This window comes from Pseudomonas sp. BIGb0164, assembly GCF_024810135.1.
Lineage (GTDB): Bacteria > Pseudomonadota > Gammaproteobacteria > Pseudomonadales > Pseudomonadaceae > Aquipseudomonas.
Map to the genome: position 1 here is coordinate 465,688 of NZ_JANUEA010000001.1, position 17,575 is coordinate 483,262.

16 protein-coding genes are annotated in these 17,575 nt (G+C 59.3%); 6 read left to right on the forward strand and 10 right to left on the reverse strand.

All coding sequences use genetic code 11. The features are described from left to right. The first annotated feature begins 11 nt into the window (after positions 1-11). Together M2394_RS01880 and rarD are read left to right on the forward strand one after the other, a co-directional pair. Positions 12-1,019, forward strand: coding sequence for an aldo/keto reductase (locus M2394_RS01880; RefSeq protein WP_259171429.1), 1,008 nt, complete (start codon positions 12-14; stop codon positions 1,017-1,019). Between the two features lie 213 nt (positions 1,020-1,232). After that, a complete protein-coding gene (gene rarD / locus M2394_RS01885; RefSeq protein WP_178920797.1) occupies positions 1,233-2,114 on the forward strand; it encodes an EamA family transporter RarD in 882 nt (293 codons plus the stop codon). 7 nt (positions 2,115-2,121) lie between these two features. Here rarD and M2394_RS01890 read toward each other — a convergent pair whose 3' ends face one another. The 7 genes from M2394_RS01890 to M2394_RS01920 all read right to left on the reverse strand — a co-directional run bounded on the left by M2394_RS01890 (position 2,122) and on the right by M2394_RS01920 (position 10,558). Then, complete coding sequence (locus tag M2394_RS01890; protein WP_259171430.1) at positions 2,122-2,871, reverse strand: molecular chaperone; 750 nt, start codon at positions 2,869-2,871, stop codon at positions 2,122-2,124. After that, positions 2,868-3,953, reverse strand: a complete 1,086-nt coding sequence (locus M2394_RS01895) for a fimbrial protein (RefSeq protein ID WP_259171431.1) — start codon at positions 3,951-3,953, stop codon at positions 2,868-2,870. The genes M2394_RS01890 and M2394_RS01895 overlap by 4 nt, the downstream gene beginning before the upstream one ends. A gap of 17 nt (positions 3,954-3,970) precedes the next feature. Continuing rightward, positions 3,971-6,526: a fimbria/pilus outer membrane usher protein gene (locus M2394_RS01900; RefSeq protein ID WP_259171432.1), complete on the reverse strand. Its 2,556-nt coding sequence runs from the start codon at positions 6,524-6,526 to the stop codon at positions 3,971-3,973. Positions 6,527-6,658: 132 nt separating this feature from the next. Next, positions 6,659-7,450, reverse strand: coding sequence for a molecular chaperone (locus tag M2394_RS01905; protein ID WP_259171433.1), 792 nt, complete (start codon positions 7,448-7,450; stop codon positions 6,659-6,661). A 92-nt stretch (positions 7,451-7,542) separates the two neighbouring features. After that, a complete protein-coding gene (locus tag M2394_RS01910) occupies positions 7,543-8,106 on the reverse strand; it encodes a fimbrial protein (protein WP_259171434.1) in 564 nt (187 codons plus the stop codon). 208 nt (positions 8,107-8,314) lie between these two features. Further along, positions 8,315-9,391: a 4-hydroxyphenylpyruvate dioxygenase gene (gene hppD, locus M2394_RS01915; RefSeq protein WP_178920785.1), complete on the reverse strand. Its 1,077-nt coding sequence runs from the start codon at positions 9,389-9,391 to the stop codon at positions 8,315-8,317. Positions 9,392-9,634: 243 nt separating this feature from the next. Further along, positions 9,635-10,558, reverse strand: a complete 924-nt coding sequence (locus M2394_RS01920) for a DMT family transporter (RefSeq protein WP_178920783.1) — start codon at positions 10,556-10,558, stop codon at positions 9,635-9,637. 77 nt (positions 10,559-10,635) lie between these two features. On the opposite strand from M2394_RS01920, the gene M2394_RS01925 reads away from it, so the two are divergent. The 3 genes from M2394_RS01925 to M2394_RS01935 all read left to right on the forward strand — a co-directional run bounded on the left by M2394_RS01925 (position 10,636) and on the right by M2394_RS01935 (position 13,688). After that, entirely contained in the window at positions 10,636-11,517 is an 882-nt protein-coding gene (locus tag M2394_RS01925; protein ID WP_178920781.1) for a LysR family transcriptional regulator, read from the forward strand. A gap of 67 nt (positions 11,518-11,584) precedes the next feature. Then, positions 11,585-13,126 (forward strand): EAL domain-containing protein, encoded by a 1,542-nt coding sequence (locus tag M2394_RS01930; protein WP_259171435.1) that lies wholly within the window; start codon positions 11,585-11,587, stop codon positions 13,124-13,126. A 199-nt stretch (positions 13,127-13,325) separates the two neighbouring features. Beyond that, positions 13,326-13,688 carry a histone-like nucleoid-structuring protein, MvaT/MvaU family gene (locus M2394_RS01935; RefSeq protein WP_178920776.1) on the forward strand — a complete coding sequence of 121 codons (363 nt, stop codon included), beginning with the start codon at positions 13,326-13,328 and terminating at the stop codon, positions 13,686-13,688. A 126-nt stretch (positions 13,689-13,814) separates the two neighbouring features. Here the strand turns inward: M2394_RS01935 and M2394_RS01940 are convergent, their stop codons facing one another. Next, a complete protein-coding gene (locus M2394_RS01940; RefSeq protein ID WP_178920817.1) occupies positions 13,815-14,351 on the reverse strand; it encodes a DUF4946 domain-containing protein in 537 nt (178 codons plus the stop codon). Between the two features lie 198 nt (positions 14,352-14,549). Here M2394_RS01940 and gloA point away from each other — a divergent pair, with 198 nt between their 5' ends. After that, on the forward strand, positions 14,550-15,071 hold the full coding sequence (gene gloA, locus M2394_RS01945; RefSeq protein ID WP_012724171.1) for a lactoylglutathione lyase: 522 nt from the start codon (positions 14,550-14,552) through the stop codon (positions 15,069-15,071). A gap of 115 nt (positions 15,072-15,186) precedes the next feature. Here gloA and ahpF read toward each other — a convergent pair whose 3' ends face one another. Together ahpF and ahpC are read right to left on the reverse strand one after the other, a co-directional pair. Then, positions 15,187-16,752, reverse strand: a complete 1,566-nt coding sequence (gene ahpF / locus M2394_RS01950; RefSeq protein ID WP_176996037.1) for an alkyl hydroperoxide reductase subunit F — start codon at positions 16,750-16,752, stop codon at positions 15,187-15,189. A gap of 127 nt (positions 16,753-16,879) precedes the next feature. Beyond that, positions 16,880-17,443, reverse strand: a complete 564-nt coding sequence (gene ahpC, locus M2394_RS01955) for an alkyl hydroperoxide reductase subunit C (RefSeq protein ID WP_010210361.1) — start codon at positions 17,441-17,443, stop codon at positions 16,880-16,882. Positions 17,444-17,575: the final 132 nt, after the last annotated feature.

The following is a 17,575-nucleotide window of genomic DNA, read 5'->3' on the forward strand; positions in this document are numbered from 1 at the left end:
AGGAGCTTTCCATGATTTACCGCACATTGGGCCAGTCGGGGTTGAAGGTCAGCGCGCTGACCCTGGGCACCATGATGTTTGGCGAACAAACCAGCACCGAAGACTCGCTGCGCATCATCGACAAGGCCTGGGACCAGGGCATCAATTTCATCGACACGGCCGACGTCTACACCGGTGGGCGTTCCGAAGAAATCGTCGGCGAGGCCATTGCCCGCCATCGTGAAGACTGGGTGCTGGCATCCAAAGTCGCCATCGGCCCCACCGACGGTTTGCCCAACCGCAGCGGCCTGAGCCGCAAGCGCATTTTCAATGCACTGGAAGCCAGCCTCACGCGTCTGGACACCGATTACCTGGATATTTACTACCTGCATCGTGAAGACCATGACACGCCGCTGGAAGTCACGGTATCGGCGATTGGCGACCTGATTCGCCAGGGCAAGATCCGTTATTGGGGCCTGTCCAACTACCGTGGCTGGCGCATTGCCGAGGTGGTGCGGGTGGCCGAGCGCCTGGGAGTGGATCGGCCGATCATCAGCCAGCCGCTGTACAACATCGTCAACCGCCAGGCCGAGGTCGAACAGATCACCGCCGCGGCCGCGTACGGCCTGGGCGTGGTGCCTTACAGCCCGTTGGCCCGTGGCGTGCTCAGCGGCAAGTACGCGCCGGATGTCACACCTGAAGCCGGCAGCCGTGCGGCGCGCCAGGACAAGCGCATCCTGGAAACCGAATGGCGCGTGGAGTCATTGCGCATCGCCCAGCAGATCCAGCAGTACACGCAAGGTCGTGGCGTGGGCATTGTGGAGTTCGCGATCGCATGGGTGCTGAACAATCAGGCGGTGAGCTCGGCGATTGTGGGGCCGCGTACCGAAGCGCAGTGGGACGCCTACACCGGCGCCTTGGACGTTAAGATCACGGCGGAAGATGAAGCGTTTATCGATTCGCTGGTCACGCCGGGGCATTCGTCTACGCCCGGGTTCAACGATGTCAGCCACTTTGTCAGCGGCCGCCTGCCACGCTGATACCTCGTTGTAGTGAGCGGGCTCGCCCCGCGCCGCGGTGTGTCAGCCGCCCTATACCCGCCTGACACACCGCCGCGCGGGGCAAGCCCGCTCACTACAGATCAGTACGGGCGGGGAAAATTTTGGAAACCGCCCCAAAACAGCGCAACGCTGTCCCGCCAAAAGCACCATAATCCACGTTCTTCTGAATCAATCGTTTTTCGCGAGGACAGTGTGTCTAAAGGTGTTGTGTTATCGGTCTTGGCCTCGGTGTTGTTTGCCGTGATGTATTACTTCACATCATTGCTCACGCCCTTGAGTGGCCTGGAAATCTTCGGCTGGCGCATGCTGCTGACCGTGCCGTGCATGACGGTGTTCATGATCGTCAGCGGCGAATGGAGGCGAGTGTGGGAGTTGCTGCGGATGCTGGCCCAGCGACCTGTGTTGATAGGTGGCGTGCTGGTGTCTTCGGCTTTGCTGGGCGTGCAGTTGTGGCTGTTCATGTGGGCGCCCCTGAACGGGCGTAGCCTCGATGTGTCGGTGGGATACTTCCTGTTGCCGTTGACCATGGTGCTCACGGGCCGCCTGGTGTGGGGCGAAAGGCTTTCGTACCTGCAGCAGATCGCCGTGGTGCTTGCGGCCCTCGGCGTACTCAACGAGCTGTACCAGGCCGGTGGTTTTTCCTGGGCGACGCTGGTGGTGATCATCGGCTACCCGGTTTACTTCATCGTGCGCAAACACCTCAAGACCGACCACTTGGGCGGGCTCTGGCTGGACATGGCGCTGATGCTGCCGGTGGCTTGGTGGTTCGTGCAGAGTGGCGATCAGGGCTTTGCGGTGATGGATGCCCACCCGAAACTGTACGCGTTGATTCCCATGTTAGGGCTGATCAGTGCTTCGGCCCTGGTGAGCTATATCATTGCCAGCCGGCTGCTGGCATTCAGCCTTTTTGGCCTGTTGAGCTACGTTGAGCCCGTGCTGTTGCTGGGTGTCGCGTTGATCCTGGGTGAAGGGATCAAAGGCGGCGAGTGGCTCACCTACATTCCGATCTGGCTGGCGGTGATGGTGCTGGTGTACGAAGGGTTCAAGCACCTGGTGCGCCAGCGCAAAGCCTGAGGAAAGGTTATTCGGCTATCGATAAGGGCGCCTCGTGGTGTTGAGTGGCGCCGTTATCATCCAGCGTCGTGAAGCTTAGCAAAGGTGCCCTGCCCACGCCGCCCGGCAGCCCGGGCACGGCCACCTCGGCCGCGCTCCGAGGGGCGATCATCGGCGGGTCCTCGCTATGAAAATCCTTCCCCCCGCTCGTTAACAGGATGCTCGCTAACGTTATGTGGTAATCCGTCGGGTTGTTGACTGCGAGCACCCTCTCCTGTGCGTTCAGTTGCCACTGCAACGAGCCCACGGCCTCACTGGCTTTTCCTGTAAGGGTGGTTGGGCGAAGGAAGAGTTTGATGCGGGTGCGCAAAGCAAATTGCAGGGTGTTCACCTGCTCCGTGGATGAAACCTCTGGCCTTATCCCCAGCACGTTCAACCAGTAAACCTGTTCCTCGCGCCTCAATGCCCGAGGTGAAGGATGATAGACAACCCGTAACGCCCGCCCACTTCCCGCTTCCATGCGAAACACGGGCGGATTAAGCGTGAATGGAACGTCGCTGGCCTCGGGTGACGCCTCGGCGTCGCCCTCGTCTATCCACACTTTCACCAATCGCGGCGCCTGCGCCGTGTTGGTCAGGTTGACCGTCACTTCGCGCGCGGCAGCGGGATAAATGACGCGGGTACGGTCCACCGTCACTTCGCCGTAACTCATTGAAGGCTGCAACACCATCAGTAGCCACGCCCACACCATGAGCGCCTTGCGCGCGCTGGCAGTCATCGGTAGCTCATCGTAAACGTCGCAAGGCCTTTGGCATTGCCCGGAGCAATTGACGGCGCCGTCTGGACGTATCGGGCCGTCAACGGAATCTGCACCGTGCCATTACCGGAGCTGCCCACAAACCATTGATTTGGGTTGCCCACTGCCGAAGAGTCCGGGCCGTAGCTGATCAATCTATTGCCGCTCAACAATTGAATCGCCACGCCGCGTGCACTGGACGTAGGGGTCAGTGACAACTGGTTGCCGCGATTTGCCGGTGATGTCTGGTCCCTTACGGTCACATAGATGTCTCGCATCCCCCCTGAACCGCCGGAGCACGACAGCCTGAGACTGGAGGTCGCATTGCCGGCGTGGCTACCCACCCCTCTGAAATCACGGCTTGCCACCTGGCCTATTGGTAAGCTGATTGCCGGCGTCGTGACAACGCACGTCGGTTTGAGCGGCGGGTTGATAACGACACTGGCAAGGTTGACCGAATGAAAGCCCGGCGCTGTAACCGTCATGTTTGTCACCACGTATTGCGCCAGCGTACGTGCGGTGATGTTGCCGGGAGACATCGGGCCGGTTACCACCAAGTAAATACGCCCATCCAATCCCCAATACTGTGGCCTGTTGAATTTTCCGTCCCACAGCGTTGCCCCGGTATGACTGATTGACATCCACGGCCGGTTCGGGTCACGGGCCATCATGGCAACCCCCACGCCAGCGACGTCAGTGCTGTAGACCGGCAATGTAAGGCCTCCAGCATTGAACGTCCTGCCCGTGGGGTTGGCGTTGACGATTCTCAACACGCCTGAAACTGGCCAGGAGAACGGCCAATCCTGATAGATACATTGCATCACGACTGACCCATTCCCAAAACCGTAACCGTCTTGCGAACCTAGCACCTGGCCAACCTGCGGATTGGCAGGTGCCGTGATAGGCGGAACTGTAATGGTCAGGGCTGCTTGTGGATGGCAGTATCCAGCCACCGTATTCGCTTGCGCTGCCGAAACCCACAGGCTTAACAGGACGCCAACGCGTACTAAGCCGTGTATGAGCGCCTTACTCATCATTGCCAGGTACTCCTGCGCGCGATTCATCAACGTTTGCCCTCTCATCATTGAGTTGCTACCTGTCGTGCCGGATTTTTTACACATAGCCCTTGGATGTATTCACTCATGCTCTGGGGCTCGGCTGCGGTCTGCGGCGGCATGTCATAGCTGATCTCGCAGCGATCTGCAGCCTTGTCGCCCCATTTGACGGTCAGGCTGCCGCGGTCCGGGATCGACCGGACAAATGCCTTGCCCGCCTGCCCGACGACGCCGACTTCACGCCCTTGCTGATCAAACACCTGCGCCGCGAAAGGCAACGGCTGGCCGTTTTCCTGCGTGCCTTTGATGACTACCGCACGCCCGCTGACCGTCTCGAACGTCAGCAGTGACACCGCACCCAGCGTCGGCGCCACGGTGCGCGTCGACTCCTGCAGTTCGACGTCCATCGACATCCCTTCCGGGTCAATGCTGACGGTGTTGTTTTGAAAGGCCCTGAGTGACGGCACGACGGCATAGCCGCTGCGGTTGACTCGCGTACCGCTGCCATCGCCCAGTGCAGCACCCTCTGCGTCCGGGACATGGACCAATGCAGACGACTCGCCCAGGCTTTGAGAGAACGTGACACCGCCCGCGTGAGCCACTATCCCGCCGTCGGCGCCGAACGAAACCTGTGAACTGTCCCGGCTCTGGCCGTAACCGGCACGCAATTGCGTGGCGTCGGTGCGGTAGCCGGCGTAGGTATTGACCTGATGGCTACGCGTGTCATCGCTGGTCGAGCGGCTGGCCGAGAGCCCGTAATTGAGTTGGGAATGTTCCCCTGCCAAACCGCTGATACCGACCTGCTGCTGGCTGCCCCGCGTGTCACCCGCATCCCGCGCAAGCGAGGTGTAAATGGTCGGAGCATTGGCTGAACCGCCTATAGGCATGGATAGCGTCAGCATGTAGCGCGTGTCCACCCTTCCCTGCTGCCCATTCCTGCCGAAAAACACTTCGTCACTGAGTTCATTGGCGCTGAGCTGGCGCGTGTCCTGAATGCGCGAGCGTTGCGCAGAGACGTTCCAATTGAGGGTATTCCAGGATGAGCCATAACTGACTGTAAACGACGTCTGACGCCCTTGCTGTTGCCTCCAGTATTCGACTGAACTGCCGTAGAGGGTCAGCGAACCGTCTCCCAATTTCTGGCTGATACTCAAGTCCACGCGGTTTTTCTGCCGGGCATATTGATTGATGTCTTCGCCCCGCCGCCCCAGGTCACGAACGTTCAGCGCGTCGGGCAGGCTCAAGTAGTCTTGCGAGGAGAATCGGTATGCGCCGAGCGCGAAGTGGGTGCCAGTGAACGGCACGCTTTTGTTGTAGCCCACACCGTAACTGTGCCCCGAGAGCAAATCGCCACCGGGCACATTCGTGCTTGAGTTGCTGCCATCCAGGGAAAATGCCCCGACCGGGGTGCTGAATGCGAGGCCCAGCTTGGCTTGCGTGTAGCCTTCGGAAACGGTGCCGCCGCCGTAGGCTGTCAGGCTGTCCGTAAGGCCGTGTTGCAGTGTTCCCTGGAAGACCATTGCCTTGTCATCGGCAATACCCCTTTGCTGTACCCGTCCCAGGGTGGCGCTGTAATGGGTGCCATCAGCCCGCAACAGCTGGGGTGCCACCGAATACGGTACGACAAACGTCTTGCGACGCCCGTCAACTTCGGTCACGGCGACCGTCAGGTCACCGCCCTGGCCGGTGGCATACAAGTCGCTGATCACAAAGGGACCCGGCGCCACCGTCGTTTCGTACACGGTGTAACCGTTCTGGCTCACCGTCACCGTTGCATTGCTGTCTGCCACACCCCGCACCTGCGGGGCATAACCTTGTTGGGACTGCGGCAGCATGCGATCGTCAGTCGCCAGGGTGACGCCTCGCACCCGAACGCCATCCAGAATCTGCCCATTGCTGAACGTGTCACCCACGGTCAATTGGGACTTCAATGGCGCAATGCTGCGTTGCACGTAGGTGGACGTATTCTGGTACGGCTGCAAGCCGTTGCCATTGTCCCAGGCCTGGGCCCCTTGATGTCGCAGGCGCCACGCGCCGAGGTTGAGCCCCGCGTTGAGTCCCAGGTAGGTCCGGTCCTGCCCTTCGCCCGACACGATGCTGGAGGTGCTGAAGTTGTAGTTAAGCAACCCGGCGGTGATCCCGTCATCCCAGAACGCGGGGTCGACATAACCTCGCGTAGCCTTGTTCATGTAGACCTGCGGGACGCTCGCCGACCACTCCAGCGTGCCGCCGTCAACGCTGCTGGAGGCCATTGGAATCCAACGGCCCAAATCTCCACAGTACGGCTGCGCAGCGTCTCTGTAACCGGAATCGGCGTCGACTTTGTCCATCGCGATACCAAGTTGCTCCAGCATCTCGCGACTGAAGCACGGCTCTGCACCTGCACTGTCATTGCCAGCTACAAAATTGACGCTGCGCCGCCCTATCGGTTGACCATTGACCAGGATATCCAGGCGATAAGTGCCTGGCACCATGGCATTGCTGGTACTGAAACGTGACGTGTCGACGGTATTGGCCAGGCTGGAAGAAAACGCATTGAGGTCAAAGCTCAAGGGCGATGCACAGGCGATATCGGGCGGCATCAGCGCAGCGCTGAGCAACCCACCCACTATCGTTTTTCGAAACCTTGCGGGCAAAACGGGGGCGTTGACACGCACCCAAAGCTGGACGTGATTTGGCATGGTCATGACTTCAGTAAGCTCGGATGGGAGGGGTCAACGCCGCAAAGCAGCCTGCTGCAGGGGCGAAAAAGCACCGAAATCGTTGATGTAGGTAAACGCCACCTGGGCATCGGCAGGCACCACCGCCACCGCCTGGCGCACGGGCAATGTCAGCGACGCGCCAGGCGCGACCATGCCGGGTTCGGCTGCAACGCTGCGGGCGCCCTTGTCGGTGCCCATCACCAGCGCAACGTCGTTAAACGTGACGTGATAGGCAGATGGGTTGTGTACCGTCAACATCGGCCCTCGAGCACTCTGTACAACAGCCCAACGCAACTGACTGGGTGCTTCTTCGGGCTTGCCAGCCAATCCTGCCGGGCGGAAAAAAACCTTTGTGCGAATACGAAATGCGAAATACAACTGGTTGAGGTCACTGTCCTCGCGGGCGACATCGAACTCATCGGTCTTCGGCGGGACCTCCAGCACATTCAGCCAGAACAACGACTCCCGATCCTGCGCAAGCGGTTGCTGGGTGTAGGACAAACGCATGGCCTGGCTTTTGCCTGAGTCCAGGCGAAAAACCGGAGGCGATAGGGTGAAAGGCACGTCGCTGGACTCAGGTCGCTGGTCTGGCGAACCATCATCCAGCCACGCCTGTACCAGGCGAGGTTTTTTCTTATCGTCGTTGGTCAACCGAACGGTGATTTCACGGCGCTGTTGCGGGTAGATCTGGCGCGTCCCCTCAATGATCACGCCAGCCACGACCAGCGGTGACGCGGACATAGCAGCCACGTAAACGGCTGCAAGCATCATGTAGCGTTTCAACGTGCTTGATGGATGAAGCATGACGCGTTCCTTGATCCGATAGCTGCCTGCGCCCAGACATGACGGGGCACAGGCTTCAAACAACGAATGGCTGTGATATCAACGCGGAAGGATCAGGGGAACGTCACGCTGTACTGCACGTTGGTGCTGACCAGGCCTTTGCCGGCAGCGCCACCTGTGGCGATGTAGCGTGCATGGAACGGCAGGGTCGCAATGCCGCCAGTGACGGTGGCCGGTGTGGAGTTCTGGCTGGCGCGCAAGTCGATCGGTTTATTGATCGCCGCGTCGACGATTTGAACTTCAACATTCGACGCCGGTGTAGCGCTGGCCATGTTTTTCAGGTTGCCGGTGGCCGGGTTGATCGCTGGGCTGGTGGCCTCATACAAGACCGCGACCTTAGTGCCATCCGGGCAAGTAGCATTGCCGCCGACGTAGATAGCGTAGGCCTTGCTGCCGGCGGTGGCGCCATTCCCGGCGAGGGCGGAGGACTGGACAGTTGGAAGGACTACCGGAAAGTTAGCCCCCGACCCTGGCGCCGCGCCTGTACCGCCACTGATGGTGCACGTGGTCCCGGTGATCGCGCCGGTGATCGAGATGGTGCCATCGGCTGCGAACACCGAACCCACGCAGAAACCGGAAACGGCCAATAGTGTTGCAGCCAGCGTGTATTTTTTCATGCTAATGCTTTCCCTAATAGGTGACGGAGTAATCTGAAACAACGCAGGACACTGTTATTTGCGTCGTAGTACTGGGTGGCCGGCCGTCACAAGGGCGTTCCAACGTCGAAGGCGACAAATGTTTTAAGAGGTTTCTGACGTTCAAAGCAGGCATAAAAAAGCCCGGTCGAGCGGGGCTCGACCGGGCTGATTTGAAACGAAAACCGACTTAATCGGTGGTCAACACGCCACGACGCACCTGGTCACGCTCGATGGACTCGAACAACGCCTTGAAGTTGCCCTCGCCGAAGCCATCGTCGCCTTTACGCTGGATGAACTCGAAGAACACCGGGCCCATCAGGGTTTCCGAGAAGATCTGCAGCAGCAGGCGTTTGTCACCTTCGATGGACGAACCGTCCAGCAAGATGCCGCGGGCTTGCAGTTGGTCAACCGGCTCGCCGTGGTTCGGCAGGCGGCCCTCGAGCATTTCGTAGTAGGTGTCCGGTGGCGCGGTCATGAAGCGCATACCAATCTTCTTCAGTGCGTCCCAGGTCTTGACCAGGTCTTCGGTGAGGAATGCCACGTGCTGGATACCCTCACCGTTGAACTGCATCAGGAACTCTTCGATCTGGCCGGCGCCCTTGGACGACTCTTCGTTCAGCGGGATGCGGATCATGCCGTCCGGGGCGCTCATGGCCTTGGAGGTCAGGCCGGTGTATTCGCCTTTGATGTCGAAGTAGCGCGCTTCACGGAAGTTGAACAGCTTCTCGTAGAAGTTGGCCCAGTAGACCATGCGCCCGCGATAGACGTTGTGAGTCAGGTGGTCGATGACTTTAAGGCCTGCGCCGACCGGATTGCGCTCCACGCCTTCGAGGTATACGAAGTCGATGTCGTAGATCGAGCTGCCTTCGCCAAAACGGTCGATCAGGTACAGTGGCGCACCGCCAATGCCTTTGATCGCCGGCAGGTTGAGTTCCATCGGGCCGGTTTCGATATGAATGGGCTGGGCACCCAGTTCAAGCGCGCGGTTGTAGGCCTTTTGCGAGTCCTTGACGCGGAATGCCATGCCGCACACCGACGGGCCGTGTTCCGCCGCGAAGTAGGAGGCGAGGCTGTCGGGTTCGTTGTTGAGGATCAGGTTGATCTCGCCCTGGCGGTACAGGTGCACGTTCTTGGAGCGGTGGGTCGCGACTTTGGTGAAGCCCATGATCTCGAAGATCGGCTCCAGGGTGCCCGGGGTCGGCGAGGCGAACTCGATGAATTCAAAGCCCATCAGGCCCATTGGGTTTTCGTATTGGTCTGCCATGGTGGCACCTCATCATTCTTGTAATAAACAGTGTTATTTGCGAGCAAGGATGAGGTTGCAGGGTGGCGCACAGGAAAGGCCTCGCACGCTGCGGGCGAGGAAGTCACCAAAGATGAGGGGGGAGCCGAGTCGCTTCATGGTGTCATCAGTCTCTGACGGCCTAGGCTTGCGTGAGCGCAAGTCCATATTCTTGTATGCGTAAATCGATTCTACACAGCGTAACAGTGTTTGTCCGTACTCTTATCAAATCCCCATTGCCCTGGCCCGTGCAAGGGGTTTGTTGCACAGGAAGATACCCAGCAGGATCACCCCTCCCCCCACTGACATGGCCAGGGTCAATTGCTCACCCAGCAACAGCGCCCCGCAGATGACGGCCGTCAGTGGATTGAGCGCAATAAACACACCGGAACGCGTTGCGCCGATACGTCGGATGCCGTCGTAGTAGCCGATATAGGCCACGGCGGACCCCAACACACCCAAATAAAGCAGGCTCAGCAGTTGAGGCGCATGGATCGCATGGAACGCTGCAAACGTGAACCGGCCCATGATCAGGCTGGCGAGCGTCAGCATCAGGGTTCCCAGCAACACCGACCAGGTGACGGTTTGCAACGGGCCTAAAGCCTTGTTGAGCTCCCGGGAACACAACGAGTAGACGCCCCACCCCGCCACACAACCGAAAATCAGCAGATCCCCGCGCCAGGCCAGGGCTGTGCCCTGCAGCAACTGTGGGTTTCGGCTGACAATGACCGTTGCGGCCCCACCCAGGCACAGGGCGATACCTGCAACCTTATTCGCCCCCATCCGCTCCTTGAACACAAGCCAGGAGGCCAGGCCAATCACCGCCGGGTTCAACGCGACGATCAGCGATGCCCGGGAGGCGTTGATGAACTGCAGTCCATAGAAAAAACACAGGTTGTAGAAAAAGATGCCGAAGAACCCAAGCAGCGCCAAGCGCAGAAGTTGCCCGGCGCTGGGGCGCACGAGAGGAACGCGTGCGCAGGCCATGAACAGCAGCAGTGCCACGCTGGCCATGAGAAAACGCAGGCTGGAGGCCAGCAGCGGGTCAATCGTACCCGCCAGGAAGCGTCCCGCCACAAAGGTGCCGCCCCAGACCATGGTGACGGCGGCCAGCTTTAGATAGGTAACGTGGTCGGAAGAATCACGCATGAACACAGTGCTCGATGAGGAAGGGATTGGCGCATTGTTCTGGTAATCTCAGCTCATCGTAAAATGAGTGTTTGCTCATGACCCTGACCCAGCTTGAAATCTTTTCCCTCGTGGCTGAGCTGCAAGGCTTCACCAGTGCAGCCCAACGCCTGGGTATCAGCCAGTCGGCGGTGTCCCATGCCATCAAGGGGCTGGAGCAGGAGCTGGGTGTGGACCTGTTCCGGCGCCACCAATCCCAGGTCCAACTCACGGATATCGGCACGCAGTTGCTGCTGCGCGCGCGGGCCATGCTTGGCCTCGCGGACACGTTGCAGCAGGAAGCCGCCGATGCCCGGGGCCTCAAGCGCGGCACGCTGCGCATCGGCTCGTTCGGCCCAACGTCTTCCATTCGTTTGTTGCCACGCATCCTCACGCGGTTTCATCAGGCGTATCCGGGCATCGAGGTGCACATCGATGAAGGCCCCGACCGGCAGGTTGTACAGTGGCTGGATGAGCGGCGGATCGACATTGGTTTTGTGGTGCTGGAACAGGAGCGCTACGACACGTTCCCCGTGTTCACGGACGAAATGGTCGCCCTGCTACCGGCCAACCACACCTTGGCCAAGCGCCCTGCCCTGGCCTTGAAGGACTTGTGCGCCGATCCGTTCATTCTGACCGAGGCCGGTTCCTCGGAGTTGGTGTCGCGCTTGTTCAACACTGCCCGCCTCACGCCGAATGTGCGCTACCGCTGCGCGCAGTTGCTCAGCACGCTGGATGTGGTCAGCCGTGGAGAGGCGGTGACGGTGGTGGCGCAAGCGTCGCTGCCGCTCACCCCGGACCCGCGTTACGTGCAACGCCCCCTGATACCGGCTGTTCCACGCAGTATCGGGTTGGCGGTGCTGGACCGACGGCAATCCTCCCCGGCAGCGCTGGCCTTTATTCGGGTAGCGCAAAGCCTGGACTATTCGTCGTTGGGTTAACTCAGGCGAGCTTAATCAGCCCGGGCCATCTATCATCGTCCTATTCCAGCCACAGGCCGCATTGTCCATGCCCCTCACCGTCACAGGCCCGCGAAAACGCGCCACGCGCTACCTGATCACCACCCTCAGCGGCCTGTTACCCATCGCCTTGGGTGTGGTCATCCTGTACTGGCAAGCCGAGCGTACCTTGCAATTGAGCACGGCCCAGACCGCACAGGAAGCCGTTCGGCAATTCGACCTGATGCTGGACAATACCTATCTCGCCGCCCAGGCCTTATTGCCACTGGCCGGCCAGCCGTGTGACAGCGGTGCGCAACTGGCGCTGCGTGAACAGGTGACCCGCCGCCCCTTTGTGCGAGCCACGACCCTGTCCTGGAAGAGAAACATCTATTGCACATCGCTGTTTGGCGGCAACTACGAGTCGGCGGTCAACCCGGACGATTACGTTGATGGCACGCTGTGGTTGATGAATGGCAACCCGGTCACGCCCGATACCGCGCTACTCGTGTACCGGCTGGTAGATGGCGATAAAGCCGCGTTTGCCTCTATCGACGGTTACCACCTGACCAACGCCCTGCGCCTGATCAGCCGTTACGCGCACCTTATCCTGCAAGTGGGCCCCAACTGGCTGGACGCCGAGGGCAAGGTGCATGACAACGCAGTGCCGCAGTTTCCCGTGGCCCATCATCACTTGGTGTCTTCGCGTTATCACTACAGCGTCGACGCCGGCATGCCCGCCGGTGAAGTGTGGCGCTACATGGAAGCCCGCTACCCCGCGCTGTTCAGCCTGCTGATGTTCTTTGGTGTATTGGCCGGCGTGCTTGCGCACTGGTTGCAAAAGCGTTCATCGGCACCGACCCACGAGTTGCAGCGGGCTTTGGGGGCCAACGAGTTCATTCCCTACTTCCAGCCTGTGGTACGTGGCGACACCCGCCAATGGGCCGGTTGCGAAGTGTTGATGCGCTGGCAGCACCCGAAGGAAGGCCTGGTGCGCCCCGACCTGTTTATTCCGTTGGCTGAGCATTCCGGCCTGATCGTGCCCATGACCCGGTCGCTCCTGCGTCAGACCGCTGCTCAGTTGGCCCCCCATGCCGAGCGTTTCTCGCCGGGTTTTCACGTGGGTGTGAACATCACCGCGCGGCACTGTCAGGACCTCGCGCTGGTAGACGACTGTCGCGAGTTTCTTGCGGCCTTTACACCAGGCCAGGTCACGCTGGTGCTGGAGTTGACCGAACGCGAGTTGATCGAACCTACCGACATCACACGCCAGCTATTCGACGCTCTGCATGAACTGGGCGTGATGATCGCCATCGATGACTTCGGTACTGGACACTCGAGCCTGGGTTACTTGCGTAACTTCAATGTGGACTACTTGAAGATCGACCAAAGCTTTGTCGCGATGATCGGCGCGGATGCGCTCTCGCGGCATATTCTGGACAGCATCATTGAACTGTCCGGCAAACTCGACCTGGGGATCGTCGCCGAAGGCGTGGAAACAACCGAGCAATGCGAATATCTGGCGGCACAAGGTGTGGATTTCCTGCAGGGTTATCTGTTCGGACGGCCTCTTCCATGTGAGGAGTTCATTAAATCACTGAGCAGCCATTGAATAGCCATCTACCACCCTTGATGAAAGCGTGTTATTTCGACAAAAGTCATGATTTACTCGTGATGAATTAACTACTACAATTTTTCGTGCCTGTGCACAACTCGCAGAAAGGTTTCTTTCTTTGAGTCACCTTAAAGCTCTTGGCTTATAGCGTTGTCTGCAGTTGATATCAGCCAAATACACTATTGGAGTACAGATTTTGTCCAGACTCGCCGAATTTCGCGCAGCAGAAAAAGCCCTTCAAGAGCAGCTTGCCCAGCTGGAATCCCTGAAGAACGACGCCGGCCTGAAGAAAGAAATCGAATTCGAAGAAAAGCTTCAAGCGCTGATGAAGACCTACGGCAAAGGCCTGCGCGACATCATTTCCATCCTTGACCCTAACCCGGGCAAGGCCTCCGCTGCTGTCGCCGCGCCTAAACAGCGCCGCGCACGTGTGGTCAAGGTCTACCAGAACCCGCACACCGGTGAGCTGATCGAAACCAAAGGCGGCAACCACCGCGGCCTGAAGGCCTGGAAAGAACAGTACGGCGCCGCCACTGTAGATTCCTGGCTTCGCGGCTGATCAACATGCACTAACAAAGAGCCCCGCACATGCGGGGCTTTTTGTTTAAGTCTGGCGAGGAGCGCCAAGGTTCGAAATCGAACTTAACTAACAGTTCATCTCTTTCACAATCGAGGGACGCCCTGCTTATAGTTTCAGGCTTGCACGCACCGCACTGACTTCATCTTTGCTTGCTTCGTAGGCCTGCGCCTGGCCCGCGTACGAAAAGACATACGCCTTATCGGCATCTACCGCCCCCACTAGTGTTTGCGACAACACATGTCGCCCGTTCTCGGTAATCACACAAGTGGTTTCCAGTGCATCAAGACGACTCAATGTCGAGGGGTGCATCTTGCTGCACACGCTTTGATAACCGCCTTTGGCAAAATCCTTCTGGATGGATTTGCGCATTTCCAGCAGCACGCCTTGAAGATTAACTTTATGCCCGGCATCGATCGGCGTTGCGGTCAACTCCATGACCATCAAGGTAGTGCCATTTTCATCGTTCTTGATTGCGCGTTGGCGCGACACGGTTGCAGGGGTGGCGGGCGCTTGATCATCCGACACCACTTCTTCCACTTGCCAGCCGCTGGGCCAGTGGATTTCCGGGTCGGCCGCCAGCGCAAACGGGCTGCCCAACAGCAGGCACAACGAACTCAACAGCGGTTTACGGAACTCAATCATTGCCAGAAACACCCAAGGTTCAAGCCTCAAAGTTTGAGGCCCGACACCGACTGGTCGCAAGCGCCGCGTGACCTTTTTCATTTGGCGCCCTGGGCGGGCCTTGCGTATCATGACCCCGCTGCACGGATGCCAGCCGCAAGCCAAGGGAACGCTCCTGTCACCGGAGCCGCGTTTGCCCCATTTTTTTCTGGAGGGCCCATGAGCCTGCACGAACTGAACACTTTCCCGGGCGTCACTGCCCAGCCCGACACCGCCACCGCGAACTTCGTGTTCAACCACACCATGCTGCGGGTCAAGGACATCACCAAGTCGCTGGACTTCTACACCCGCGTCCTGGGGTTCTCCCTGGTTGAAAAGCGTGATTTCCCGGAAGCCGAATTCAGCCTGTACTTCCTGGCCCTGGTGGACAAATCCCAGATCCCGGCCGATGCCGCCGAGCGCACCCAATGGATGAAATCGATCCCGGGCATCCTGGAACTGACCCACAACCACGGCACCGAAAACGACGCCGACTTCGCCTACCACAACGGCAACACCGACCCACGCGGTTTCGGTCATATCTGCATTTCGGTGCCGGATATCGTCGCGGCGTGCGAGCGTTTCGAAGCCCTGGGTTGTGACTTCCAGAAGCGCCTGAGCGATGGCCGCATGAAAAGCCTGGCGTTCATCAAGGACCCGGATGCGTACTGGGTTGAGATCATTCAGCCTGCGCCGCTGTAACCTGTATACCCCTTGCTGGCGATGGCAATTTTGAAATCGCCATCGCCGGCAAGCCGGCTCCTACGAAACGAAAAAGCCCCGTGATTGCTCACGGGGCTTTTTGTTTGTGGCCCAATCAGGCCGGGGCAGACGTACGGATCAGGTGATCGAACGCACTGAGGGAAGCCTTCGCGCCCTCGCCTACTGCAATCACGATCTGCTTGTACGGCACCGTCGTGACGTCACCGGCAGCGAACACGCCAGGCAGTGAAGTCTCGCCGCGTGCATCCACGATGATCTCGCCGCGTGGTGTCAATTCCACGGTGCCTTTGAGCCAGTCGGTGTTGGGCAACAGGCCGATCTGCACAAAGATCCCTTCCAGGTCGATGGTCTTGAACTCACCGCTGTCGCGATCCTTGTAGGCCAAGCCCGTGACTTTCTGGCCGTCACCTTTGACTTCACTGGTCAGGGCGCTGGTAATCACGTCCACGTTCGGCAGGCTATACAGCTTGCGCTGCAACACAGCGTCGGCGCGCAACTTGCTGTCGAACTCCAGCAAGGTGACGTGGCTGACGATGCCGGCCAGGTCGATGGCCGCTTCAACGCCGGAGTTACCGCCGCCGATCACCGCGACGCGTTTGCCCTTGAACAACGGGCCATCGCAGTGCGGGCAGAAGCACACGCCCTTGGCCTTGTATTCCTGCTCGCCCGGCACACCCATTTCACGCCAGCGGGCGCCGGTGGCCAGGATCACGGTCTTGGACTTGAGGGTTGCACCGCTTTCGAAGCGAATTTCGTGCAAGTCACCGGCGTTTTTCGCCGGGACAAGCGCACTGGCACGCTGCAGGTTCATGATGTCCACGTCGTACTGACGCACGTGGGCTTCCAGGGCGCTGGCCAGTTTGGGGCCTTCGGTTTCCTGTACCGAGATAAAGTTCTCGATGGACATGGTGTCCAGCACCTGACCGCCAAAGCGCTCAGCGGCGACGCCGGTGCGGATGCCTTTACGGGCCGCGTAGATGGCCGCGGAAGAACCGGCTGGGCCACCGCCGACGACGAGGACATCAAAGGCGTCTTTGGCGCTGATCTTTTCGGCGGCTTTTTCGATGCCGCTGGTGTCGAGCTTGGCGAGGATCTCTTCCAGGCCCATGCGGCCCTGGCCGAAGTTCACGCCATTGAGGTACACGCTCGGTACCGCCATGATTTGGCGTTCATCGACTTCAGCCTGGAACAGCGCACCGTCGATGGCAACGTGGCGGATGTTCGGGTTGAGCACGGCCATCAGGTTCAGCGCCTGGACCACATCCGGGCAGTTCTGGCACGACAGTGAGAAGTAAGTCTCGAAGTTGAACTCGCCCTTGAGGGCACGGATCTGTTCAATCACTTCGACACTGGCCTTCGACGGGTGGCCACCGACTTGCAGCAGGGCCAGCACCAACGAAGTGAATTCATGACCCATGGGGATGCCGGCGAAACGCAGGCTGATCTCGGCCCCCGGGCGGTTGATGGAGAACGACGGCTTGCGCGCATCATTGCCATCGGTTTTCAGGGTGATCAGCGTGGTGAGGCTGACAACATCCTGCAACAGGGCAAGCATTTCCTGGGATTTCGCACCGTCATCAAGGGAGGCGACGATCTCGATCGGCTGGGTGACCCGTTCCAGGTATGACTTCAACTGAGCTTTAAGATTGGCGTCCAACATACGGGCGATTTCCTGTTCATTCGGTTTATTGCAGACAAAAAAACGCCCGAGCGAATCTCGCCCGGGCGTTTTGAGGGCGGATGCAGCTTACTTAGGTGCGGCGTACCGCCCTTGAGACTTCACAGACTTAGATCTTGCCGACCAGGTCCAGGGACGGAGCCAGAGTAGCCTCGCCTTCTTTCCACTTGGCTGGGCATACTTCGCCTGGGTGGGCAGCGACGTACTGGGCCGCCTTGATTTTGCGCAGCAGTTCGGAAGCGTCACGACCAACACCGCCGTCGTTTAGCTCAACGATCTTGATCTGACCTTCTGGGTTGATCACGAACGTACCGCGGTCTGCCAGGCCAGCTTCTTCGATCAGCACGTCGAAGTTGCGGGAGATGGTCAGGGTTGGGTCGCCGATCATGGTGTACTGGATTTTGCCGATGGCTGGCGAAGTGTTGTGCCAGGCAGCGTGGGCGAAGTGGGTGTCGGTGGAAACGCTGTAGATTTCGACGCCCAGTTTCTGGAATTCGGCGTAGTTGTCAGCCAGGTCTTCCAGCTCGGTTGGGCAAACGAAGGTGAAGTCGGCTGGGTAGAAGAACACAACGGACCACTTGCCTTTCAGGTCAGCGTCGGACACATCTACGAAGTTGCCGTTTTTGTATGCAGTCGCTTTGAACGGTTTTACTTGGCTGTTGATGATAGGCATCGTTGACTCTCCGTCAGGGGTTAAGAAGTTGATGAGGTGAATCCTACCCACTCTCTCGACCGATGGCTCATTGGCAAACCTGATGCTGGCAATTGGTTTTCCCTATCAGGTAACTGTATTAATAGAAGAAAT

What these genes read in the sequence shown, in the direction of transcription:
- M2394_RS01880 (WP_259171429.1), top strand. Translation starts at nt 12, where the DNA reads ATGATTTACCGCACATTGGGCCAGTCGGGGTTGAAGGTCAGCGCGCTG.
- M2394_RS01890 (WP_259171430.1), bottom strand. Translation starts at nt 2,871, where the DNA reads ATGACTGCCAGCGCGCGCAAGGCGCTCATGGTGTGGGCGTGGCTACTG.
- M2394_RS01895 (WP_259171431.1), bottom strand. Translation starts at nt 3,953, where the DNA reads ATGAATCGCGCGCAGGAGTACCTGGCAATGATGAGTAAGGCGCTCATA.
- M2394_RS01900 (WP_259171432.1), bottom strand. Translation starts at nt 6,526, where the DNA reads ATGCCGCCCGATATCGCCTGTGCATCGCCCTTGAGCTTTGACCTCAAT.
- M2394_RS01905 (WP_259171433.1), bottom strand. Translation starts at nt 7,450, where the DNA reads ATGCTTCATCCATCAAGCACGTTGAAACGCTACATGATGCTTGCAGCC.
- M2394_RS01910 (WP_259171434.1), bottom strand. Translation starts at nt 8,106, where the DNA reads ATGAAAAAATACACGCTGGCTGCAACACTATTGGCCGTTTCCGGTTTC.
- hppD (WP_178920785.1), bottom strand. Translation starts at nt 9,391, where the DNA reads ATGGCAGACCAATACGAAAACCCAATGGGCCTGATGGGCTTTGAATTC.
- M2394_RS01920 (WP_178920783.1), bottom strand. Translation starts at nt 10,558, where the DNA reads ATGCGTGATTCTTCCGACCACGTTACCTATCTAAAGCTGGCCGCCGTC.
- M2394_RS01925 (WP_178920781.1), top strand. Translation starts at nt 10,636, where the DNA reads ATGACCCTGACCCAGCTTGAAATCTTTTCCCTCGTGGCTGAGCTGCAA.
- M2394_RS01930 (WP_259171435.1), top strand. Translation starts at nt 11,585, where the DNA reads ATGCCCCTCACCGTCACAGGCCCGCGAAAACGCGCCACGCGCTACCTG.
- M2394_RS01940 (WP_178920817.1), bottom strand. Translation starts at nt 14,351, where the DNA reads ATGATTGAGTTCCGTAAACCGCTGTTGAGTTCGTTGTGCCTGCTGTTG.
- gloA (WP_012724171.1), top strand. Translation starts at nt 14,550, where the DNA reads ATGAGCCTGCACGAACTGAACACTTTCCCGGGCGTCACTGCCCAGCCC.
- ahpF (WP_176996037.1), bottom strand. Translation starts at nt 16,752, where the DNA reads ATGTTGGACGCCAATCTTAAAGCTCAGTTGAAGTCATACCTGGAACGG.
- ahpC (WP_010210361.1), bottom strand. Translation starts at nt 17,443, where the DNA reads ATGCCTATCATCAACAGCCAAGTAAAACCGTTCAAAGCGACTGCATAC.